The organism is Streptomyces sp. NPDC005566 (assembly GCF_040605575.1).
GTDB lineage: Bacteria > Actinomycetota > Actinomycetes > Streptomycetales > Streptomycetaceae > Streptomyces.
In genome coordinates this window covers 241,876-264,123 of sequence record NZ_JBEXDB010000009.1, presented here as the reverse complement: position 1 = coordinate 264,123, position 22,248 = coordinate 241,876, and the positions used below count along the sequence as shown (strand labels likewise).

Genomic DNA, 22,248 nt, shown 5'->3' with positions numbered 1-22,248 from the left:
AGGAGTGACAGCTCATGTCCGCACCAGCGCCGTCCCCGCTGGCCATCGTCGACGCCGAGACCCTGCCGAGGCAGGACGAGGTCCTGACCGATGCGGCTCTCGCGTTCGTGGCGGAGCTGCACCGGCAGTTCACGCCCCGGCGTGACGAGCTGCTCGCCCGCCGCGGCGAGCGCCGCGCCGAGATCGCCCGCACCTCCACGCTGGACTTCCTGCCGGAGACGGAAGCGATCCGCGTGGACGACACCTGGAAGGTCGCACCGGCCCCGGCCGCGCTCGACGACCGCCGGGTGGAGATCACCGGTCCGACCGACCGCAAGATGACCATCAACGCCCTGAACTCGGGCGCGAAGGTCTGGCTCGCCGACTTCGAGGACGCGTCCGCCCCCACGTGGGAGAACGTGATCACCGGCCAGCTCAACCTGATCGACGCGTACACCCGGAACATCGACTTCACCGACCCGAAGTCCGGCAAGTCGTACGCCCTCAAGCCCGCCGAGGAGCTCGCGACCGTCGTCACGCGCCCGCGCGGCTGGCACCTGAACGAGCGCCACCTCCAGCTGGACGGCACCCCGGTGCCCGGCGCCCTGGTCGACTTCGGCCTCTACTTCTTCCACAACGCCCAGCGGCTGATCGACCTCGGCAAGGGCCCGTACTTCTATCTCCCGAAGACGGAGTCGCACCTGGAGGCACGCCTCTGGAACGACATCTTCGTCTTCGCCCAGGACTACGTCGGCATCCCGCAGGGCACGGTCCGCGCGACCGTCCTGATCGAGACGATCACCGCCGCGTACGAGATGGAGGAGATCCTCTACGAGCTGCGCGACCACGCCTCCGGGCTGAACGCGGGCCGCTGGGACTACCTCTTCTCCATCGTCAAGAACTTCCGCGACGGCGGCTCGAAGTTCGTCCTGCCGGACCGCAACCTCGTCACGATGACCGCCCCGTTCATGCGCGCGTACACCGAACTCCTGGTCCGCACCTGCCACAAGCGCGGCGCGCACGCCATCGGCGGCATGGCGGCCTTCATCCCCTCGCGACGCGACGCCGAGGTCAACAAGGTCGCCTTCGAGAAGGTCAAGGCAGACAAGGACCGCGAGGCGCACGACGGCTTCGACGGCTCCTGGGTCGCGCACCCCGACCTCGTCCCGATCGCGATGGCCTCGTTCGACGCGGTCCTCGGCGAGAAGCCGAACCAGAAGGACCGCCTGCGCGAGGACGTCTCGGTGGCGGCGGGCGACCTGATCGCCATCGACACCCTCGACGCGAAGCCCACGTTCGACGGCCTGCACAACGCCGTCGCGGTCGGCATCCGCTACATCGAGGCGTGGCTGCGCGGAATGGGCGCGGTCGCCATCTTCAACCTGATGGAGGACGCGGCCACCGCCGAGATCTCGCGCTCGCAGATCTGGCAGTGGATCAACGCGGACGTGGTCTTCGAGAACGGCGAACACGCCACCGCGGACCTGGCCCGCAAGGTCGCCGGCGAGGAACTGGCCGCGATCCGCGCGGAACTCGGCGACGAGGCCTTCGCCGCAGGCAAGTGGCAGCAGGCCCACGACCTGCTGCTCCAGGTCTCGCTGGACCAGGACTACGCGGACTTCCTGACGCTGCCGGCGTACGAGCAGCTGGGCTGACGGCAGGCCCCCGGCAAGCGCCGTACCCCGCGTATCACCGCGCCGGGGTGCGGCGCTTCCGGCATGCGGGCAGGTCGGCGGCGACCATGCGCACGAAGCACACCACGGCCCGGACGAGCAGCACATTCACGATCGCCCCGAGCCCGCACGAGAGCGCCAGGCTGTACGGACCGGCGTCACCCCCGCCCCCACCGAGGTCGTCGAACACCGCGGTGAGCGGCATGAGGACGAAGACGTACAGGAAGTTCAGACCGGGCTGCGACAACCAGAACAGCAACGGACCCGCGTGCGAGGGGCCCTGAGCACCCAGGATAAACCCGCCGACGACCATGGCGACGACGTACACGAGGGCCACGACCCGGGCTGTACGGGGACGGCTGGTACGGCTCATCGCTGCGGGCCTCTCGTCACGGCGCACAGGAGTACGGCCGCTCGGCTCGAACGACCGCAACTCCACTATTGAACATGTTCGAAACTTACCACCTGGCCACAGGGAGGCACCCCACTGCGAACCCGCCCGGCTGCGCCCTGGCCGAACGGATCACCGAACTCGTCCTCCAGCTCGCGCAGTCGGGCGAACCTGCCGAGTGCGGGTACGCGCGAAGGCTGCGCCGCCACGATCACCGTCCCGCAGAGCTCAGCGCGCTGCCGTCACTCCGCCGAACGGGATGTCCACGTAGTCCTTGAACAGCAGCGACACCGTGTGCCGGTCCGAGGGCCAGTTGGGTACCGCGAGGGTTTCGTCGACCCCACCGGTGCCGCGCATCGTCTGGGTGACGGGAATTGCTCCGCGGGCCTGTGCGTCGGCCGGGAGAGAGAGGTCGGTGGCCGTCAGGAACGGGACGCGGTCGAAGGGCGGCAGCGCCGCGTCGAGGTGGCTGATCCCGTCGCATCCCTTGTCGAAGGCGAACAGGCCGAGAATCTGACGGAGTTGGGGAGATACGGCGGGGTTGAGGACATCGGTCCCGCCGATGCGGAGCCGGTCGTCGTCCACCGTGCCCGCCCGCCACTCGCGTGCGCGGACGATGGTGAGCGCGGTGTGCCCGGGACAGGCGTCGATGGAGTCCGCGACACCGCCCGGAGGAGAGACGAGCAGCCGCACGAAGCGGTCGCTGCGCTCGAACGGTTCGAAGTAGAAGTGGTTGGTGCGCTCGCCGGAGCGGATGAACGCCAGCTCGTAGTGCCCGCGTCCACCGACTCCGAGCGGGCCGAAGGCACCGTCCGCGCCGACTCGCACGACGTGCTGCGGAAGAAGACCGGCCCGGGCGCCGGTGGCGGGATCGAGCCTCCACACCTCGAGGCGCCCCGCGAGCCCCTTGTTCTGCGGGAAGTGCACGGCACGGCCGGCGATCTCCACGGAGGCGGGCAGCTCGGGAATCACCCGGGTGGTGAGCGGCGGCCTGCCGCGGAGGAACGTGTAGATGTGGGCAAAGCTCTCGGCGGATGTGGCGCTCTCTGTGTGTCCCGCCTGTGGCTCGTAAATGTTGAGCGCCCCGCCGATCGACCCGTTCGGCTGGAGGCTGCTCCAGATGGCGAGGGTGGGAATCCCGCCGGGCTGTGCGGCCGCCGTACGGCCGTCCAAATTCACGTACTTGGCGACTTCCGCCGCGCGCTCCGGCACCGAGAGGTACGCGTGCATCACCCGTGTGCCGCGCGAGTGGGCCAGGATGTCGACCTTCTCCGCGCCGGTGCGTGCCCGGACGGAGTCGACCAGTGCCTCCAGCCCGGCGATCGCATGGGCGTCGGTCGCGAGGGAGGTGTCGTACTCGTGGACGTACAGCAGGTCGTCGCGGTAGCCGTTGCCGGCGAACCTCTTGGCCTGGGACTGCCACTGCTGGGCCGAGCCCTCCTGGCCGTGCACGAAGATCACGGGATTGACCGTGGTGCGCGGCGCGGTCGCGGCCTGCGTCGGGGCTGTCAGGGCTGCCGGTGTCCCGACGAGCGCCAGAAGCACAGCGAGCAGCGTGGCCCGGCCCGTCCGGGCCGACTGCGAACGAGTCATCGATTCCTCCGAGTTGGCGTCGTCGGAGTCGGAAACTACGGCCGGGGGCTACGGGCCCACCAGTCGGCGGTCCGAGGGTGAGACAGCGGTCTCAGATCGTGCCCGGTGGCGTTCAGCGGGTTTGCTGGAGTACGGCGCGGGCAGTGCGTTCGGCCAGGGCGAGGTCCGGTCGGCGGCTGCTCAGCAGTTCTGCGTACAGAGTGGATTCGACGACCCTGACGTAGAGGTAGGCCAGGTCGTCGATGCCGGAACGGGGCCAGAGGCGGTCCCGCTCCCCCGCTTCCAGCAGGATGCTTCGCTGAGCCAGGACGGCCCGCCGGTGCACGCAACCGCCGGTCAGCAGACGTCGTGCCGTCTCGGGCTCGGCCCGCAGGAAGACACCGAAGGGGGCGGAGCCGCGCAGTGACGTGACGAAGTATCTGGTGATCTCCAGGACTCCGTCCACGCCCGCACTGGTACGGCGGCGCCGCGCCCGGTCCAGCAGGTGGTCGGCCAGCTGCCACAGCACGTCGGCCAGGAGGCCGTCCCGGCTGCCGACCACGCGGTAGAGCGTCGCCCGGCTGACCGCGAGGTCCTGGGCGAGCGCGTCCATGTCCACCGTGCCGTGCCGCAGGAAGTACCGGCAGGCGCCGTGCACGACGTGGCCCCGGCTCACCACGCGTCGGGCAGGTACCGCACCCGGCATGGCAGGCTCGCCTCCTCCTCCGCCGACGCCCCGGGCGGCCCGGGACGGGGGCCGGTACCTTACCGCGTGCGGCCCTCACCCGGGCGGTGCCCTCAGCCGGTGAGCTCGACCGTGCGCTGGGCGGAGAAGTCGCCCCACGTCCCGTCGGGGAGTTTGGCCCGGATCTTCAGCGAGTAGCGCGTGCCGGGCGGGTCGCTGAGGGTGAGCCGGTACGTCGCGCGGCCTGCGGGCGGGGTGCCGCCCCAGACGATGGTGGTGGTCAGTTTCCCGTTGAGGTACAGCTGGTATGCCGGGATCGTGCCGCCGGTGTCCGGCTGGTCCCAGGAGAGGTCGACCTGGAACTCCTTGCTCGCAGCGGTCGTCTTCGTCCGCAGCCCGGTGGGTGCCGTGCTCGCGGGAGCTCCGGGGGCGGAGGCCGTCGTGAGATCGAGCGCGTTGCTGTCGGGTGAGGACCTGTCGGCGGCGTCCCTGGCCCGGACGGTGAAGGTGTAGACGGTGCCGGGGCGCAGTCCGGTCAGCCGGGCCGTCGTCTGCGTGCCCGGCACGGTGTGGATCCTGGCGTCCTCCTGGTAGACGTCGTACGCGGTGACGCCCACGTTGTCCGTGGAGACGCCCCAGGAGAGGGTGGCCATCCGGCTGCCGTCGGCCGTGCCGCGCAGCTTCGCCGGGCGGGTCGGGGGCTCCTCGTCGGCAGGGGTGGGAGCGGGGGTGGTGACGGGGACGGCCGCGCTCGGTGCGGACAGGTTCCCGCCGCCGTCACGGGCGCGGACGGTGAAGGTGTAGGCGGTGGCCGGGGTCAGGCCGACGATGTCGGTCATCTGCTTGGTCGCCGGGACGGATGCCGCCTTCTTCCCTTCGCGGTAGACCTCGTAGCCGGTGATCTTCTTGTTGTCCGTGGCCTGTTCCCACATGACGTGGACGGACGTGGCGCTGCCCGCCTGTGCGGTCACCCCCTGGGGTGCCGTCGGTTTCTGGGTGTCCGCTTCCGCGGCGCCCGCGCAGGCGGTGAGGGTGGCGAGGAGCAGGGCGGCGGAGCAGGCCAACGCGGTGCGTGCGTGGGGGCGTTGCACGGTGATGCCTTCCATCCGGCAGCAATTGGTCCAGACCTGTATGCCATGCAGGTGGGGGTGTCCACAAGGGCGTGGATCAGAACGTTCCGCAATGTCCTGCGATGAGTGCGATGAGTTCCGGGGGCCGGAGCAGTCTGAGGAGTATGGATACGCTCAGCGGGAACGCACCCGCCCTCGATCTGGAACCGGCGACCAGACAGATCGGCGAACTGATCAGCTCCATCGACGACCGGCAGCTCTCCGGGCCCACACCCTGCCCGGACTACGCGGTCCGTGAGCTGCTCGCCCATGTGTTCGGCCTGTCCGTCGCCTTCCGTGACGCGGCACGCAAGGACCTGGGGCCGACGACGGGCACCTCACCGGGCTCGGCACTGCCGGTCCTCCCCGACGACTGGCGGAAGTCGCTGCCTCCCCTGCTGGAAGAGCTCGTCGCGGCGTGGCGCGACCCGGCCGCCGTGGAGGGCATGACCCAGGCCGGCGGGGTGGACCTGCCCGGCTCGGTGGCCGCCATGGTCGTGTCGAACGAGCTGATCGTGCACGGGTGGGATCTGGCCCGGTCGACCGGTCAGGAATTCCGGGCGGACGAGGCGAGCCTGCGCTCGTCGGAGGCGCTGCTGGCGCCCGGGGACGACGACAGGTCCGGTCCGGACGCGATCTTCGGCCCGCCGGTTCCGGTTGCGCAGGACGCGCCGCTGCTCGACCGCGTGATCGCGCTGAGCGGTCGCCGGCCGGACTGGAAGCCGGGCGACTGACGGAAGCGGGGGTCCGGGACGGCAGGCAAGAGTTCCCGGGGCGGTAGGCAGGAGTTGCCGGGACGGCAGGCAGGAGTCCCCAGGGCGGCAGGCAGGAGTTCCGGGACGGCTCAGCTGGTGAAGAACTCGGTGATCTGGTGGGCCACCTCGTCCGCGTGCCGCTCGTGCACCTGGTGACCCCCGCCCAGCGTGATGAGCCGGCAGTCGGGGATGAGGGAGGCCATGTCCGGCAGCCGCCCCTGCGGCATACCGCTTTCCGGGCCGCCGGCGATCATCAGTGTCGGTGCGACGATCTGCCCCAGCTCCTCCTCCCACCGCGGGTCGGGCGCGGCGATCTGTGCCCTGACGGCCGCGAGTACGTTCTCGTCGCAGTCCACGGGTCCGTTGGGGCGATCGGCCGGCTCCTGTCCCGCGAACGGCGGCGGGGTCTCCACCAGCACCAGCCGCTCGACCCGGTCGGCGTGCTCCTCGGCGAGCAGGTAGGCGACGACTCCGCCCATCGAGTGGCCCACGACGCCCACCCGGTCGAGTTCGCACTCGTCGAGGAAGCCGAGGACGTCGTCACGCATCTGCTCGAGCGCGTACTCGTCGGGCCAGTCGCTCTCGCCGTGGCCGCGCATGTCGAGTGCGTACACCCGCCATTCCTCGCCGAGCAGCCGCGCCACCGGCTCCCAGCTCACGGCGGAGCCGCCGAGGCCGTGCAGCAGCACCACCGGCGAGCCGAGGGGGTCACCCCAGGTCCGGTACGCCAGCCGCACATCGCCGACATCCAGGACAGACCGATCTTCCATGTCTCGAACGCTACAGCCGTCGGGCGTGGTCCGGTCCCGTGCACGCGCCTGGCAGGCTTGTCGCGTGAAGAACCTGTGTCGCGCCCTCGCCGTAATCGTGGCCCTCGCCCTGTCGGGCTGCTCCGGACCGGCCGCCGACGCCCCGGAGAAGGGGCTCGACGATCCCGCGAAGAAGGACGTCGCCATGCAGCTGGTGTCCAGCGCGGAGAACTCCTCGCTGGACTGGAAGGCCCAGTACGGCTACATCGAGGACATCGGCGACGGCCGCGGCTACACCGCCGGCATCATCGGGTTCTGCTCCGGCACCGGCGACATGCTCAAGGTCGTCGAACGCTACGGGGCGGCGCGCCCCGGAAACACGCTCGAACGCTTCCTGCCGGCGCTGCGCGCGGTGAAGGGCGGCGATTCGCACGCGGGGCTCGGTGCACCGTTCACGGAGGCCTGGGCGAAGTCCGCGTCGGACCCGGCCTTCCGGGCCGCACAGAACACGGAGCGTGACCGCTCCTACTTCGATCCCGCGGTCGGTCAGGGCGAGTCCGACGGGCTCAGCGCCCTGGGCCAGTTCATCTACTACGACGCCTATGTGATGCACGGTTACGAGGACGCGGCGGGCACGGTCGGCTTCCGCACGATGCGTGCCCAGGCCGTCGCGGCTGCCGAGCCACCCTCGGCCGGAGGGGACGAGGAGGCCTATCTCAACGCCTTCCTCGATGCCCGGGTGGCCGCTATCCGCAAGGAGCCCTCCCACAGCGACACCAGCCGCGTGGAGACCGCCCAACGCGTGTTCGTACGCGAAGGAAAGCTTCAGCTGGAATCGCCGCTGCGGTGGAAGGTGTACGGCGAGAGCTACCAGATCGACTACTGAGCGTCACCGTTCCGAGCCCCGTACTGCGTGTCTGCACGCGGTGCGGGGCTCTTGCGTGTACGGAAAAGGAGCCCCGTACATCTGTGTCCGGGGTCTGTACCGCAGGCTCGACCACCTGATAGGAAAGCTTCCTAACAGAACATCGGAACGACGAACTCCCGTTTGGAGGACTGGTGCACTACCCCCACAATGGCACCGCACGTCGCACCACCCGTCTCACCCAACTCCCCCGTCTCACCCGACCCCTCGGTCTCGCCGCAGTGGCCCTCGGGCTGACGCTCACGGCGATTCCGTTCACCGCTCAGGCAGGCGCCCCCACCTCGTCTGCCGCGCATCACCTGGAGGCCGCCGCGAACGGGCTCGACGACCCCGCGAAGAAGGACATCGCCATGCAGCTGGTGTCCAGCGCGGAGAACTCCTCACTGGACTGGAAGGCCCAGTACGGCTACATCGAGGACATCGGCGACGGCCGCGGCTACACCGCCGGCATCATCGGGTTCTGCTCCGGCACCGGCGACATGCTCGACCTCGTCGAGCTGTACACGGAACGCAAGCCGGGCAACGTGCTCGCGAAGTACCTGCCCGCCCTGCGCGCGGTGGACGGTTCCGACTCCCACGACGGGCTCGACCCGGGCTTCACCAGGGACTGGGCCGAGGCGGCGTCGGACCCGGCCTTCGAACAGGCCCAGAACGACGAGCGGGACCGGGTGTACTTCGATCCGGCGGTGAGTCAGGGCACGTCCGACGGCCTCGGAACGCTCGGCCAGTTCGCGTACTACGACGCCATCGTCATGCACGGCGGCGGCGGTGACAGCACGAGCTTCGGCTCCATCCGCCGGATGGCTCTGGCCCAGGCACAACCGCCGTCGCAGGGCGGCGACGAGGTCGCCTACCTCAACGCGTTCCTGGACGCACGGGTCTGGGCGATGAAGCAGGAGGAGGCCCATTCGGACACCAGCCGGGTGGACACCGCCCAGCGGGTGTTCCTGCGGAACGGCAATCTGAACCTGGATCCGCCGCTCGACTGGCACGTGTACGGCGACAGCTTCCACATCGGCTGACCCCGCCAACGCCCATGGCGCGTACGGCGGTTCCCGCAAAGGGCCGTCGTACGCGCCTCGGACGCCGAGCCGCCCGGTCAGTGGGCGACAGGCAGGGCCACCGGATCCTTCGGCGGTTCGATTCCGGCGACTTCCTCGCCGCCCTCCGGCTTCCGGCCCAGGTGGTTGAAGGCAAGGTTCAGCAGGATCGCCACGACACAGCCCGTGGAGATGCCCGAGTCCAGGACGACGAGCAGGTCCTCGGGGAAGGCGTGGTAGAAGTCCGGCGCGGCGATCGGGATCAGGCCGATGCCGACGGCGGTCGCGACGATCAGCGCGTTCTCGCCCTTCTCCAGGGCCGCGGCGGCCAGCGTCTGGATCCCGCTCGCGGCGACCGAGCCGAAGAGGACGATGCCGGCGCCGCCGAGTACGGGCAGCGGTACGAGGGCGATGACGGACGCGGCGACCGGAACCAGTCCGAGCACCACGAGGATCGCTCCGCCCGCGGCGACGACGAAGCGGCTGCGGACCTTGGTCATCGCGACCAGCCCGATGTTCTGGGCGAACGCGCTGCACATGAAGCCGTTGAAGAGCGGGCTGATGGCGCTGCCCAGCGTGTCGGCGCGCAGACCGCCCTCGATGGTCCGCTCGTCCGCCGGACGCCCGACGATCTTACCGAGGGCGAGCATGTCGGCGGTGGACTCGGTCATGCAGACCAGCATCACGATGCACATCGAGACGATCGCGGCGATCTCGAACTGCGGGGCCCCGAAGTGGAACGGGGTCGGGAAGCCGACCAGGTCGGCGTCCCCGAGGGTCCCGAAGTCGGTGATGCCGACCGGGATCGCGATGAGCGTGCCGATGACCAGGCCGAGCAGGATCGCGATCTGCTGGAGGAAGCCGCGCAGGAGTTTGCGCAGGGCGAGCACGATCACGAGGGTGACGGCGGCCATCGTGATGTTGGTCGTCGAACCGTAGTCGTCGGCGCCCGCGTTGCCGCCCTGGGACCAGTTGAAGGCGACCGGCAGCAGCGAGACGCCGATCAGGGTGATGACGGTGCCGGTGACGACGGGCGGGAAGAACCGGACGAGTTTGCAGAAGTACGGGGCGAGTACGAAGCCGAGGAGGCTGGCGACGATGATCGCGCCGAAGATGACGGCGATGCCGTCGTGTCCCCGGTCCTTGCCGATCGCGATCATCGGGGTGACCCCCGCGAACGAGACCCCGTTGACGAACGGCAGCCGGGCGCCGACGCGCCAGAAGCCCAGGGTCTGGAGGAGGGTGGCGATGCCCGCGGTGAAGAGGCTCGCCCCCATCAGGAAGGCGGTCTCCTTCGCGGTGAGTCCTACGGCGGGTCCCACGATCATCGGCGGCGCGACGACACCCGCGTACATGGCGGCCACGTGCTGCAGGCCGCTGGTGAACATCTTCAGTGGGGGAAGTGTCTCGTCGACCGGGTGTTTCCGGTCGGTTCCTTCGGATATCTCTGTGCGAAACCTGGGCGTAGCTGCCACGGCGGCTTCCTCCGGTCGGGTACGCGTCGGGGACGCGGGTGTCAGGGAGGTGGTGCTGAGTGGTGCGTTGGTGCAGGTCGTGCAGCTGATGCGGCAGCTTTCGTCACCGGTGCGAGGGCGCGTACGTATGGGCACGCGCCCTCGCAACGGCTGCCGTTGACCCGGTTCGGGCCACGGCGGCCGGCCCAGGGCCGTCCCCCTCGGCCGGCCAGTCGGGGGAGGGTGCGGAGCGTCAGGCTCCGGCGGCCGGGGGTCAGGCCCCGGCGGCGATCTGCGCCAGGCGCCTGGCCTCGTCGCGGGTCGCGCGGGCGATGGCGTCCTCGTCCACCGTGGTGAGGTGGTTGTCCTCGACGACGGTTCTGCCGTTGACGAGGGAGAGGGTGACGGGCGCCGCGGCGCCGAAGACGAGTGCGGTCACCGGGTCGGCGATGGAGGCGTGGGCCAGGGTGTCGAGCTTCCACAGGACGAGGTCGGCGAGCTTGCCGGCCTCCAGGGAACCGATCTCCTCGGCGCGGCCGAGGACCTGTGCACCGCCGTACGTCCCCAGGCGCAGGGCCTGGCGGGCGTTGAGGGCCTTCTCGCGGTGGGCGCCGAGACGGTTGATGAGGAGGGCGTTGCGCAGTTCGGTGTGGAGTTCGCCGGACTCGTTGGACGCGGTGCCGTCGACGCCGAGACCGACCGGGACGCCGGCGGCGAGCATGTCGGGGACACGGGCGATGCCTGCGGCGAGGCGGGCGTTGGAGGACGGGCAGTGCGCGACGCCGGTGCCGGTGCGGGCGAAGGCGGCGATGTCGGAGTCGTTCATGTGGACGCAGTGCGCCATCCACACGTCGTCGCCGAGCCAGCCCGTCGACTCGAAGTAGTCGGTGGGGCCCATGCCGAACAGTTCCTTGCAGAACTGCTCCTCCTCGACGGTCTCCGATCCGTGCGTGTGCAGCCGCACTCCGCGTCGGCGGGCCAACTCGGCTCCCTGCCTGAGGAGTTCGGTCGACACGGAGAAGGGCGAGCAGGGCGCGACGGCGATCCGGGTCATCGCGTCGAACGACGCGTCGTGGTGTGCGTCGATGGTCGCCTCGGTACCGGCGAGGGCACCGTCGAGGGTCTCGACCGCGAAGTCCGGCGGCAGTCCGCCGTCCTTCTCGCTGCGGTCCATGGAGCCGCGGGCGAGCGTGAACCGCACGCCCATGTCGCGGGCGGCGCCGATGATCGCGCCGGACAGGTCGCCCGCGCCCTGCGGGTAGACGTAGTGGTGGTCCATCGCGGTGGTGACACCGCCGCGGGCCATCATCGCGAGCGAGCCCTGCGCGGCCACGCCGGCCATCCGCTCGTCGATGCGCGCCCACGTCGGGTAGAGGGCTACCAGCCAGTCGAAGAGGTTGTGGTCGGTCGCGAGCCCCCGGGTGATCCACTGGTAGAAGTGGTGGTGGGTGTTGACCAGTCCGGGTGTGACGAGGTGGCCGGTGCCGTCGATGCGTCGTACGACATCGGTGAGGCCTTCGGGCGCCTTGCCCGCGCCGACGGATTCGATGCGGTTGCCCGCCACGACGACATGGCCCGAGGCGTACTCGGTGTCGTGGGCGTCTACGGTCGCGATCGAACAGTTCTCGATGACGATGCGCTGTGTGGGCCTGGGGTCCGCCGAAGCTGCCATGGTGCTTCCTTCTTCTGTCTCTGGCGATGTGGGCACGGCAGGACCCTAGGAGGATTTGAGTGCCACAGCGTCGCGGCTGTGGGTGCCGAGGTAGGAGGAGGACGTCCGGCCCCCCGCACGACTGCGGGGTGGCGGGAGGCCGGCTCGGTGCTGTGTCAGAGGTTGGTCATGTCGACGGGGATCCTCGGCTCGACACCGTCCCGGAGAACCGTCGCCTCGATGAGGCCGTACGGCCGGTCGGCGGCGAAGTAGACCTCGTTGTCGTTCTTGAGGCCGAAGGGCTCCAGGTCCACCAGGAAGTGGTGGTTGTTCGGCAGCGAGAAGCGGATCTCGTCGATCTCGCTGCGGCTGTTGATGACCCGCGAACCCATCTGGTAGAGGGTCTGCTGGAGCGAGAGGGAGTACGTCTCGGCGAAGGCCTGGAGCATGTGCTTCTTGGCCTGCTCGTACGACTTCTCCCAGTTGGGCATCCGCTCGTCGTCGCGGGTCCAGTTGTAACGCCAGGCGGCCGACACGTCGGTGCACAGGACGCGGTCGTATGCCTCCTTGAGCGTCGTGTACCTGTCCTTGACGTAGCCCCAGAACTCCGAGTTGGTCGAGTTCATGACGGTGAGGTCCTTGAGACCGGAGATGATCTCCCAGTTCTCGCCGTCGAAGGTGATCTGGGTGGTGCGCAGTTCCTGGCCCTTGCGGGCGAAGGAGTGGTTGACCTCGTCGGCGCCGATGAACTTGGAGTTGCCGTCGGAGGTCGCGATGCGCTCCCAGGCGTACTCCTCGATCCGGATCCGCGCTGTCTTGATCGGCTCCTGCGAGGTCACGAAGTGCCGGGCGAGGTGGATGCCGAACTGCTCGGCGGACGCGATGCCGTGTTCCTTGGCGAACGCGAACACCGTGTTCTTGGTGGTGTCGGTCGGCAGGACGTTCGCGTTGGAGCCGGAGTAGTGGACGTCGTCCATGTCGCCGGAGAGTGCGACCGAGACGTTGAGGTCCTTGATGTGGTGGGTGTCGCCGTCCCGCGTGATCCTGACGACGCGGTTCTCTGCTTTGCCGTACTGGTTCTGGCCGAGAATCGTGGGCATGTCTGCTAGCTCCCTCGGTAAACGGAGTAGCCGAACGGGTTGAGCAGCAGCGGTACGTGGTAGTGCTCGCCCGGTGTGACGGCGAATGCGATCGCCACCTCCGGGAAAAACGCACCGCTGTCCCTTACGCGGGGGGCGTCCTGCTGCGCCTCGGCTTGCTTCTGGCTGGTGAAGTACGACTCGGTGTCGAAGACGAGCCGTACGTGGGTGGTGCCTTCCGGCAGGGCCGGCAGGTCCTTGCAGCGCCCGTCCGCGTCGGTCGCGGATCCGCCGAGCGTCACGTACTGCGCGTCGTCGCCGCCGCGGGCGGCGAGGGAGACGGTGACGGCTGCGGCGGGGCGGCCGATGCTGGTGTCCAGGATGTGTGTGGACACCGATGCGGTGGTGTCGGTGCTCAAGGCCGTCACGCTCCTTGTTCCGGGGTTTCCTGTACGAGGCGGGTCAGCCGGATACGGTTGATCTTGCCCAGTTCGGTGCGTACGTGTCCGCGCTCCTGCTCGGGTGAGTTCCCGATCCGGGACTTCACCGCGTCGCGCATCTGCTCACCGGTGGCTCCGGTGGCGCAGATCAGGAAGACGTGGCCGAACCGCTCCTGGTAGGCCAGGTTCAGTTCGAGCATCTCGGTCCTGAGCTCCTCCGACGCTCCGGCCATCCCCCGCTGTTCACGGGCGGAGGCCGGGTCCCCGGGCTTGGGGCGGCCGATCGGCGGATGGCCTGCCATCGCTTCGGCCAGGTCCTCCGGGGAGAGACGGGCCGTGGCGGCGTCGCTCGTGGAGAACAGGGCTTCTGCGGTGGCGTACGGCCGGTGGGCGAGAACCGCGCTCCCCCAGGCCGCGCTGGCGCACACCTCGTGCAGCTCGGCAGTGGCCTCTGCGGCCGCCAGGGTGTTGAACCGGGCGAGGCCCGGTGTGGAGCTCGAAGTCACGGGAGCCTCCGTGGCTGTTTTTCGCTGTGCGTTGTACGGGCTGCGGATAGCTAACGCCTTTCACAACATCACGTCAACAGTTTGTTGAAATTCCGCGAACGCGAAGAGCCGCCGTCCCGGCATCCGGACAGCGGCTCTCGGTGCGTACGGCTCACCCCTCGGTCAACTACTCACCCTTGGCGCCGTTCTCGCGGTTGAGGTAGTTGTAGACGGTGAAGCGGCTGACGCCCAGGGCGCCCGCCACGGTCTCCACGCCGTGCCGCACGGCGAAGGCACCGCGTGCCTCCAGAGTCCGGACGATCCGCTGTTTGGTCTTGCGGTCCAGGTCGGCGAGCGGCATCCCGTGCCGCCGCTCCATTCCGGCCAGGATGTGGTCGAGCGAGTCGGAGAGCTGCGGGAGCCGCACGGCTATGACGTCCTCCCCCTCCCAGGCGAGCACCACGTCGTCGGCCTGCGCCTGCCCGGGCCCCAGCAGCTCGGCGCCCATGGCGTCCACGAGCGGTTTCACCGCGGCGATCAGGGGGTGCTCCCCCTGTCCGGTCACGGGGTGCCCTCCCCGATCACGTTGACCTGGAGCGACACCCGGGTGGCACCCGAGGCCAGGGCCTTGCGCAGCAGGGAGTCCACGGCTGTGAGGACCTGGTCGGCGCCGCCCTCGGCCGTGTTGCCGAACGGGCCGACGTCCACCGAGTCCAGTTCGGCCGTCCGGATCACCTCGCGGGCCACCACCGCGTGGGCGGGCGCCTCGTCGAGATCGAAGGGCTCGGTGGTGAATTCCACCCTCAAGCGCACAGTGCCTCCCTCATGTCCCCGCCGCGGTCGTCGGCTCGCACGGCTGGCTCCCGACCCTATGGCACGGCGATCAGGAGCCCGACTGGATGTCCCCCCGGGTGGAGGAGGTGATCGGGTCGCCGTGCGCGAAGTCGCCGGGCGGGATCCCGGGGTGGTGCCCGTCCCTGACCAGCCCTGCGGCGGCGGCCGCCGGACCGAGTGCGAGCCGGGAGACGATCCGGTACCGGTCGCCCCGGTAGAGCGAGTGGACGTACTCCACGGGCCGGCCGGTGGTGTCCGAGGTCAGGCGCTCGAAGAGGAGCGCCGGGGACAGTTCCGGAACCTCCAGGAGCCGTGCCTCCGCCCGGGTGACGACCGTGGGCTCGATGGCCTGGACCGCCTCGTGGACGTGCACGTGGTGGGTGTCCCGCAGATGCTCGTACAGGTCGCCGTGCTCCAGTTCCTGGGCCGAGAGGCCGGGGACGAGCGCCGCCCTGATGTGCAGGTACTCGATGGCCATGGGTGCGCCGTCGACCAGGCGCAGCCGGGCGACGTACACGATCTCCTCGGCGGGCGACATCCGCAGCTTGCGGCCGACCCGGGCGCCGGCCTGGAGGGTGGTGAACTCCAGCAGGCGGCTCGACCACGCTCCGGCCGCCTGCGGGACGCTCAGGGCGAGGTCGGCGGAGACGAGCTCCTGGGTGATCTTCTCGGGTGCGACGAACATGCCGCGGCCGTGTTCGCGGACCAGGAGCCCGGTGGCCACCAGCTCGTCGATCGCGGCGCGCACCGTGGGCCTGGACACGCCGAGCAGTGTGCACAGGGCCCGCTCGGAGGGAATGGCGTCCCCCGGACTGCGCGACTCGATGAGCTCGAGGACGGCGTCGCGGGCCCGCTCCCGTTTGAGCACCGTCCCCGGTACGTCGTCTGCCATGCCCTCACCCTCCTGACATCAGGTTCCCTTACCAGTTGACCAACTGGTGGCTACTGGTCAGGACAGTGTAGCCGTCCTTCGCGAGGGGGGAAGCGGTCTCCGGAACGTGGAGATCTTCAAGAGCCCTTTATTCCCAAGGGGTTGACGACCTCATTGGTCTATGCCACCTTCATCCACCATCAAGAGGTGAGCTGTCCAGTGGGCTTCACTGGTCAGGTGGTCAGGTCTCGTTCTCGTTGAGGTGAACCGTGAAGTACCGCTTGCTCGCATGTGGTTCCGCGCTTGTGATGGCCGCCGCCCTCAGTGCCTGTAGTTCCTCCTCGGACGGCGCCGATGAGGCCGGGGGTGTGACGACGGTCGACGTCTGGCTGATGCGTGACAGCGTCTCGGCCGCGTTCCAGAAGGAGTTCGTCAAGGGCTTCGAGGCCCAGCACCCGGAGATCAAGGTCAAGGTCCAGATCCAGGAGTGGGACGGGATCGGACAGAAGATCACCGCAGCACTGGCCAGCAACGACGCCCCGGACGTGATCGAGGCGGGCAACACCCAGGTGGCGCAGTTCGCCGAGAGCGGCGGGCTGCTGGACCTCAGCGACAAGAAGGACGAGCTGAACGGCGAGGACTGGCTGAAGGGCCTGGCCGAGCCCGGCTCGTACAAGGGGAAGCAGTACGGCATCCCGTACTACGCGGCCAACCGGGTCGTCATCTACCGCACCGACCTGTTCGAGAAGGCCGGGGTCGACGCCGCCTCCATCACCACGCGCGAGCAGTGGATCGATGCCACCACCAAGCTCAACAAGGGCGGTACACAGGGCATTTATCTGCCCGGCCAGCTCTGGTACGCGCTGGGCGGATTCATCTGGGACGAGGGCGGCGACTTCGCCACCGAGTCCGGCGGCACGTGGAAGGGCGCACTGGACACTCCCGAGGCGCTGCGCGGCATGGAGTTCTACGCACAGCTCCAGGCACTCGGCAAGGGCCCCAAGGACTCCGACGAGGACGATCCGCCGCAGGCCGAGGTGATGGCCCAGGGGCAGGTGGCCCAGGTGATCTCCACCCCGGGCGGGGCGAACGTGGTCATGGAGAACAACCCGGAGCTCAAGGGCAAGCTCGCCTTCTTCCCGATTCCGGGCAAGACGGCCGGCACTCCGGGCGCGGTGTTCACCGGGGGTTCCGATCTGGTCGTGCCCGCCGCGGCCGGTCACCCCGACGAGGCGCTGACGTTCATCAAGGAACTGACCGGCGACACCTGGCAGAAGAAGCTCGCCGTGGCCATGAGCTACGTCCCCAACCGGACCACGCTGGCCTCGTCCGTGGCCGGTGACCCGGGCGCCTCCGCGATGGCGGTCGGCGCGGCGAACGGGCACGCGACGCCCAACACGCCCGGCTGGGCCGCGGTGGAGGCCGAGAACCCGATCAAGGACTACATGACCGCCGTCCTCACCGGCGGCAACGCCTCGGAGGCGGCCGCCAAGGCCTCGGCGGACATCACCAGGGCCATGAACGCCGGCTCCTGAACCGTCCCTTCCCCTCGCCGAAAGGAGGCCTGCCGTGCCGGTCGTCCAGGAACGGACCGCACCACGCACCCGAGTCCCCGCGGGAGCACCGCCGGGGCGGCGGCCCCGCCCCTCGCACAACCTCTGGCCGTACGCCCTGATCGCCCCCGCGATCGGCGGCATGCTCTACCTGCTCGCGTACCCGCTCGCGCGGGCCGTGCTGATCTCCCTGCAGGACTTCCGGCTCCGCCAGCTGATCAGCGGGGACGCGGAGTTCGTCGGGCTGCGGAACTACCGGACGCTGCTGTCCGACCCGCGGTTCTGGGAGGTGGTCGGCCGCACCTTCGTGTTCATGGCCGTCAACGTCGTACTGATCATGGTCATCTCCACCCTGGTCGCGCTGATGACGGAGCGGCTCGGCCGGGCGGGGCGCACGGCGGTGCTCTGTGCGCTGGTGCTCGCCTGGGCGATGCCGGTGGTCGCGGCCACCACGGTCTTCCAGTGGCTGTTCCACTCCGAATTCGGCATCGTCAACTGGTCGTTGACCTCGCTCGGCTTCGGTTCGTTCGACCGCTACCCATGGTTCGCGAACGGTACGGCGGCCTTCGTGATCCTGGTCGTACTGATCGTCTGGCAGTCCGTGCCGTTCGCGGCGATCACCCTCTACTCGGCGCTCACCACCGTCCCGGCCGAGCTCTACGAGTCGGCCCGGCTGGACGGTGCGTCCGGCACCCGGATCTTCCGCTCGGTCACCTTCCCGATGCTCCGGCCGATCTTCATGCTGGTCTTCTCCCTCGAGGTGATCTGGACGTTCAAGGCGTTCGTTCAGATCTGGGTGATGACCCGCGGCGGTCCCGGCGATGCCACCACGATCCTTCCCGTGTACGCGGTCCAGACGGCGCTCTCCAGCCAGCGCTACGACCTGGGATCCGCCGCTTCGATGGTCACCGTGGTCCTGATGTCCGGGGTGCTCGTCCTCTACTTCCGCCAGATGTTCCGCCAGGAGGACGAACTCCGATGACCCTGCTACGACCCCGGATCCGGCGGATCCCGCTGAACGCCGCCGCTGTGGTGACCGTCGTCGTCTGCCTCTTCCCGGTGTACTGGATGATCTCGACGGCCTTCAAGCCGTCCCGGGACATCCAGTCGGCCGACCCGCAGCTCGTTCCGTACACCTGGACACTGGACCACTTCCGCCGGGCCGTACAGGCCGACGGGTTCGAGCTGTTCTGGCGCAACAGCATCCTGGTCACGCTCGGCGCGGTGCTGCTGGCGCTGGTCGTGGCGCTGGGGTCCGCCTTCGCCGTGGCCAGGATGAGGTGGAAGGGCCGGCGCCAGTTCATGCTGCTGGTCTTCATCGCCCAGATGGCGCCCTGGGAGTCGCTGATCATCCCCATCTACATCATCTCCCGCGACACGGACATGCTCGACCGGCTCCCGACACTGACCCTGGTCTACTTCATGATCACGCTGCCGTTCACGATCGTGGTGCTGCGGGGCTTCATCGCGACCATTCCGCCCGAGCTGGAGGAGGCGGCGCAGGTCGACGGCTGCACCCGGACCGGCGCCTTCCGGCGGGTGGCCCTGCCCCTGCTCGCTCCCGGACTGATGGCCACCTCGCTCTTCGGATTCATCACCGCCTGGAACGAGTTCGCGTACGCCAACTTCCTGATCATCAAGCAGCAGGACAACCGCACCCTGCCGGTCTGGCTGTCGTCCTTCCAGAACACCTTCGGCACGGACTGGGGCGCCACCATGGCCGCCTCCACGCTCTTCGCCCTGCCCGCGCTGGTCATCTTCCTGCTCCTCCAGCGCCATGTCACCTCCGGCTTCGCGGCCGGCGCCGTCAAGGGCTGACCCCACTCGCCGTACCCGCGAACCGCCCGAGATCCGAATCCGGAGGCCCTCATGCCCGCATCACGCCCCGAGCTCTCCCTCGTACCCCGGCCCCGCAAGGTCTCGCCCCGGCCCGGCCGCTTCGTCCTCGACGCCGACACCTGCGTCCGTGCCCTGCCGGGCGCCGAGGCGGCGGCCGAGTTGCTGCGGACACTTCTCGGCCCGGCCACCGGCCTGCCGCTGGCCCCCGCGGCCGACGGCCGGATCGTCCTGGCGCTCGACCCCCAGCTCGGCGGGCTCGGCGACGAGGGGTACGGCCTCACCGTCGGACCGCAGGCACTGCTGCTGCGGGCAGCCCGGCCGACCGGTCTGCTCCGCGGCGTACAGACGATCCGTCAGCTGCTGCCTCCCGAAGCCCTTTCGGGCGGTGCGCGGGCCGAGTCCTGGGAGCTGCCGTGCGTCGAGATCAGCGACGTGCCCAGCTACCCCTGGCGCGGCGCGATGCTCGACGTGGCACGGCACTTCCAGCCCGTCTCGTACCTGCACCGGTATGTCGACCTCCTGGCCTTCCACAAGCTCAACACGCTCCATCTGCACCTCACGGACGACCAGGGCTGGCGCATGCCGGTGGACGCCTTCCCGCGGCTGACCTCGGTGGGGAGCCACCGGGCCCAGTCCCTGTCCGACGGCGTCCCGCACTCGGGGGCGTACACCAAGCAGGAGCTACGTGACCTGGTCGACCATGCCGCGGCCCGCGGGGTGACGGTCGTACCCGAGATCGAGATGCCCGGCCATGTGCGCGCGGCCCTCGCCGCCTACCCCGAGCTGGGCAACCACCCGGACCGGAGTCTCGATGTCTGGACCGAGTGGGGCGTCTGCGACACCGTGCTCGGCGTCCACGAGCAGGTCTTCGACTTCTGCCGGACCGTGCTGGAGGAGGTCATGGACGTCTTCCCGTCCCCGTACATCCACATCGGCGGGGAGGAGTGCCCGACCACCGAATGGGAGAACAGCCCCGCTGCCCGTGAACGGGCGGCGGCCGAGGGGCTCGCAGGTCCCGGGGCGCTGCACGGCTGGTTCATGGGCCGGATCGGGTCGTTCCTCGTGGAGCGGGGGCGCAGGCCCACCGGCTGGGCCGAGACCGGCACCGAACTCCCCCTCGACTTCACGGTGATGACCTGGCGCGACCCGGACCACGCCCGTGCCGCCGCCCGCCGCGGCCACCGGGTGGTGAGCGCGCATCACCGTGCCACGTACCTCGACTACGCCCAGTCCACGGATCCGGGCGAGCCTCCCGCGCAGCCGGGGGCCCCCGTCGGTCTGCACACCGTGTACGGGAACGAGCCGGTGCCGGAGGACTGGGAGGCCGGCGAGGCGGAGCTGATCCTGGGCACCCAGGCGCAGTTGTGGACCGAGTACGTGCGGACGCCGGACCGGATCGAGTACCTCACCTACCCCCGCCTGTGCGCCCTGGCCGACCGCGCCTGGTCCGGCAGCGGCGGTGACTGGCCGGGGTTCGTCGAGCGCCTGCGCCATCACACCGCACGGCTGGACGCCCTCGGTGTCCCCTACCACCCCCTGACCCCGCGGTCTCTCATGACCGCCTCCGCAGGTACAGCGCCATCCCCTCGGTAGCTCAATCCCCCACCACTGTTCCGGAGAGGAACATCCCATGAGGAAGATCGACAGGAGCCGGATCCGTTCGGCTGCGGCTGCCGCCGTCACCGTGGCGCTGGGCTGTACCGCCTTCGCCGCCCTGCCCTCGACCGCCGGCGCCGCTGCCGCCGCCGACGGGCTCGTCGTCCAGTACCGCACGAGTGCGTCCGGGGCGACGGCCGACCAGAGCGAGCCCTGGCTGAAGGTGCGCAACACCGGCAGTACGAGCGTGCCGCTCAGCAACGTCAAGGTGCGGTACTACTTCAAGGCCGATTCGGCCTCGACGGCCTACCGGTTCGCCTGCTCCTGGGCGGTGAAGGGCTGCGGGAACATCACCGGTACGTTCGGGACGCTCGCGAACCCGACGGCCGACGCCGACCGCTACCTGGAGATCGCGTTCACCTCGGGCGCGGGCTCGCTGGCCCCGGGTGCCGACACCGGGGACATGCAGCTGCGTTTCCACCGGGCGGACTGGCAGTCGCTGCGCCAGAGCGACGACTACTCCTTCGGCGCCGCGCGGACCTCGTACGGCGACTGGCCGAAGATCACCGCCCAGCTGGGCGGGGTCACCGCCTGGGGCGAGGCCCCCGGCGGCAACGGCCCGACGGATCCGACGGATCCGACGGATCCCCCCACCGATCCGCCGGCCGACGGGCCCAGGCTGTTCGACGACTTCAACTACAGCGGCCACACGGACCCCGGCATCGCGGCGCACGGCTGGAGCGTCCGCTCCAACTCCGGCGGTCCGGGTGTGCCCGGTGCCGTGTGGGCTCCGGAGAACGTCACCTTCAGCAGCCAGAGCGGCAATTCGGTGATGAACCTGGAGACGTCCACGGCGGGTACCGGCGCCTCGACGGAGCACACGGAGATCCTCACGCAGGCCACGAAGTTCCGCAACGGCACCTATGCGGCCCGGGTGAAGTTCAGCGACGCCCCCCGGTCCGGGCCCGACGGCGACCACCTCGTCCAGACGTTCTTCACCATCAACGACCTCAAGGCGCCGATGGCGGACGACTACGCGGAGTACGACTTCGAGTACCTGCCCAACGGCGGCTGGGGCGAGCCGGCCAACATCCTCTACACGACGTCGTGGGAGACCTACCGCCCCGACCCGTGGGAGGCCGTCAACCAGCACAGCGAGGCACGGCAGAGCTATGCGGGCTGGCACGACCTGGTGGTGACCATCGACAACAGCGCCATCACGTACTACGTCGACGGGCAGCACTTCGGGACGCACGGGGCGGCGTACCTGCCCGAGCGTCCGATGTCGATCAACTTCAACCAGTGGCTGATCGATCTGGCGGGCCAGAGCAGCACCACGCCCCGGTCCTACGACCAGCAGGTGGACTACGTCCTGCACGTGAAGGACCAGGTCCTCTCCCCGGCCCAGGTGTCCGCGCTGGTGGGCCAGTACCGGGCAGCGGGCACGACCTTCCAGGACACGGTGCCGGCCGGCTGACCCGGCGGGTGTGACCCGGTGGCGGGGTGGAGGCGGGTGGCCTCCACCCCGCTTCGGCATGTCCGGAAGTCAGGAAGGCTCTTGACAGCCC

At 69.6% G+C, this 22,248-nt stretch carries 22 protein-coding genes; 9 read left to right on the top strand and 13 right to left on the bottom strand.

Features of this window, described 5'->3' with window-relative positions; genetic code table 11:
- Window positions 1-14 precede the first annotated feature (14 nt).
- Entirely contained in the window at window positions 15-1,634 is a 1,620-nt protein-coding gene (aceB, locus tag ABZS61_RS17050) for a malate synthase A (RefSeq protein ID WP_356420905.1), read from the top strand.
- Between the two features lie 34 nt (window positions 1,635-1,668).
- Here the strand turns inward: aceB and ABZS61_RS17045 are convergent, their stop codons facing one another.
- From ABZS61_RS17045 to ABZS61_RS17030, 4 genes are all read right to left on the bottom strand, one after another.
- The gene (locus tag ABZS61_RS17045) at window positions 1,669-2,025 is read right to left on the bottom strand and encodes a hypothetical protein (protein WP_356420902.1); all 357 of its coding nucleotides are present in this window, start codon (window positions 2,023-2,025) and stop codon (window positions 1,669-1,671) included.
- Between the two features lie 246 nt (window positions 2,026-2,271).
- Window positions 2,272-3,636, bottom strand: coding sequence for a hypothetical protein (locus ABZS61_RS17040; protein ID WP_356420899.1), 1,365 nt, complete (start codon window positions 3,634-3,636; stop codon window positions 2,272-2,274).
- Between the two features lie 112 nt (window positions 3,637-3,748).
- On the bottom strand, window positions 3,749-4,321 hold the full coding sequence (locus ABZS61_RS17035; protein ID WP_356420896.1) for a QsdR family transcriptional regulator: 573 nt from the start codon (window positions 4,319-4,321) through the stop codon (window positions 3,749-3,751).
- 92 nt (window positions 4,322-4,413) lie between these two features.
- Complete coding sequence (locus tag ABZS61_RS17030; protein WP_356420892.1) at window positions 4,414-5,406, bottom strand: fibronectin type III domain-containing protein; 993 nt, start codon at window positions 5,404-5,406, stop codon at window positions 4,414-4,416.
- 128 nt (window positions 5,407-5,534) lie between these two features.
- Between ABZS61_RS17030 and ABZS61_RS17025 the strand changes: the two genes are divergently transcribed.
- Entirely contained in the window at window positions 5,535-6,143 is a 609-nt protein-coding gene (locus ABZS61_RS17025; protein WP_356420889.1) for a TIGR03086 family metal-binding protein, read from the top strand.
- A 110-nt stretch (window positions 6,144-6,253) separates the two neighbouring features.
- Here ABZS61_RS17025 and ABZS61_RS17020 read toward each other — a convergent pair whose 3' ends face one another.
- The gene (locus tag ABZS61_RS17020) at window positions 6,254-6,934 is read right to left on the bottom strand and encodes an alpha/beta hydrolase (RefSeq protein ID WP_356420885.1); all 681 of its coding nucleotides are present in this window, start codon (window positions 6,932-6,934) and stop codon (window positions 6,254-6,256) included.
- Window positions 6,935-6,998: 64 nt separating this feature from the next.
- Here ABZS61_RS17020 and ABZS61_RS17015 point away from each other — a divergent pair, with 64 nt between their 5' ends.
- Both ABZS61_RS17015 and ABZS61_RS17010 read left to right on the top strand, forming a co-directional pair.
- Window positions 6,999-7,799 carry a chitosanase gene (locus tag ABZS61_RS17015; RefSeq protein WP_356420882.1) on the top strand — a complete coding sequence of 267 codons (801 nt, stop codon included), beginning with the start codon at window positions 6,999-7,001 and terminating at the stop codon, window positions 7,797-7,799.
- A gap of 173 nt (window positions 7,800-7,972) precedes the next feature.
- On the top strand, window positions 7,973-8,860 hold the full coding sequence (locus tag ABZS61_RS17010; protein ID WP_356420879.1) for a chitosanase: 888 nt from the start codon (window positions 7,973-7,975) through the stop codon (window positions 8,858-8,860).
- A gap of 77 nt (window positions 8,861-8,937) precedes the next feature.
- Here ABZS61_RS17010 and ABZS61_RS17005 read toward each other — a convergent pair whose 3' ends face one another.
- From ABZS61_RS17005 to ABZS61_RS16970, 8 genes are all read right to left on the bottom strand, one after another.
- Entirely contained in the window at window positions 8,938-10,353 is a 1,416-nt protein-coding gene (locus ABZS61_RS17005) for a nucleobase:cation symporter-2 family protein (RefSeq protein WP_356420876.1), read from the bottom strand.
- 253 nt (window positions 10,354-10,606) lie between these two features.
- A complete protein-coding gene (locus ABZS61_RS17000; RefSeq protein ID WP_356420873.1) occupies window positions 10,607-12,004 on the bottom strand; it encodes an 8-oxoguanine deaminase in 1,398 nt (465 codons plus the stop codon).
- A gap of 155 nt (window positions 12,005-12,159) precedes the next feature.
- Window positions 12,160-13,083, bottom strand: coding sequence for a factor-independent urate hydroxylase (gene pucL, locus ABZS61_RS16995; RefSeq protein WP_356420870.1), 924 nt, complete (start codon window positions 13,081-13,083; stop codon window positions 12,160-12,162).
- A gap of 5 nt (window positions 13,084-13,088) precedes the next feature.
- On the bottom strand, window positions 13,089-13,481 hold the full coding sequence (gene uraH, locus ABZS61_RS16990) for a hydroxyisourate hydrolase (RefSeq protein WP_356420866.1): 393 nt from the start codon (window positions 13,479-13,481) through the stop codon (window positions 13,089-13,091).
- A 5-nt stretch (window positions 13,482-13,486) separates the two neighbouring features.
- A complete protein-coding gene (gene uraD / locus ABZS61_RS16985) occupies window positions 13,487-14,008 on the bottom strand; it encodes a 2-oxo-4-hydroxy-4-carboxy-5-ureidoimidazoline decarboxylase (protein WP_356420863.1) in 522 nt (173 codons plus the stop codon).
- A gap of 166 nt (window positions 14,009-14,174) precedes the next feature.
- Window positions 14,175-14,552 (bottom strand): helix-turn-helix domain-containing protein, encoded by a 378-nt coding sequence (locus ABZS61_RS16980; protein WP_356420860.1) that lies wholly within the window; start codon window positions 14,550-14,552, stop codon window positions 14,175-14,177.
- A complete protein-coding gene (locus ABZS61_RS16975; protein WP_356420857.1) occupies window positions 14,549-14,800 on the bottom strand; it encodes a hypothetical protein in 252 nt (83 codons plus the stop codon). The genes ABZS61_RS16980 and ABZS61_RS16975 overlap by 4 nt, the downstream gene beginning before the upstream one ends.
- A gap of 70 nt (window positions 14,801-14,870) precedes the next feature.
- Window positions 14,871-15,713 (bottom strand): GntR family transcriptional regulator, encoded by an 843-nt coding sequence (locus ABZS61_RS16970; protein WP_356420854.1) that lies wholly within the window; start codon window positions 15,711-15,713, stop codon window positions 14,871-14,873.
- Window positions 15,714-15,961: 248 nt separating this feature from the next.
- On the opposite strand from ABZS61_RS16970, the gene ABZS61_RS16965 reads away from it, so the two are divergent.
- Genes ABZS61_RS16965 through ABZS61_RS16945 form a run of 5 tightly spaced genes read left to right on the top strand, consistent with a single transcriptional unit; the run spans window position 15,962 to window position 22,157 of the window.
- Entirely contained in the window at window positions 15,962-17,227 is a 1,266-nt protein-coding gene (locus ABZS61_RS16965) for an extracellular solute-binding protein (protein WP_356420851.1), read from the top strand.
- Between the two features lie 34 nt (window positions 17,228-17,261).
- Complete coding sequence (locus ABZS61_RS16960; RefSeq protein ID WP_356420848.1) at window positions 17,262-18,227, top strand: sugar ABC transporter permease; 966 nt, start codon at window positions 17,262-17,264, stop codon at window positions 18,225-18,227.
- Window positions 18,224-19,063 (top strand): carbohydrate ABC transporter permease, encoded by an 840-nt coding sequence (locus ABZS61_RS16955; protein ID WP_329206068.1) that lies wholly within the window; start codon window positions 18,224-18,226, stop codon window positions 19,061-19,063. The genes ABZS61_RS16960 and ABZS61_RS16955 overlap by 4 nt, the downstream gene beginning before the upstream one ends.
- A 51-nt stretch (window positions 19,064-19,114) precedes the next feature.
- Window positions 19,115-20,677: a beta-N-acetylhexosaminidase gene (locus tag ABZS61_RS16950; RefSeq protein WP_356420843.1), complete on the top strand. Its 1,563-nt coding sequence runs from the start codon at window positions 19,115-19,117 to the stop codon at window positions 20,675-20,677.
- 37 nt (window positions 20,678-20,714) lie between these two features.
- Window positions 20,715-22,157 (top strand): cellulose binding domain-containing protein, encoded by a 1,443-nt coding sequence (locus ABZS61_RS16945; RefSeq protein WP_356420840.1) that lies wholly within the window; start codon window positions 20,715-20,717, stop codon window positions 22,155-22,157.
- Window positions 22,158-22,248 lie beyond the last annotated feature (91 nt).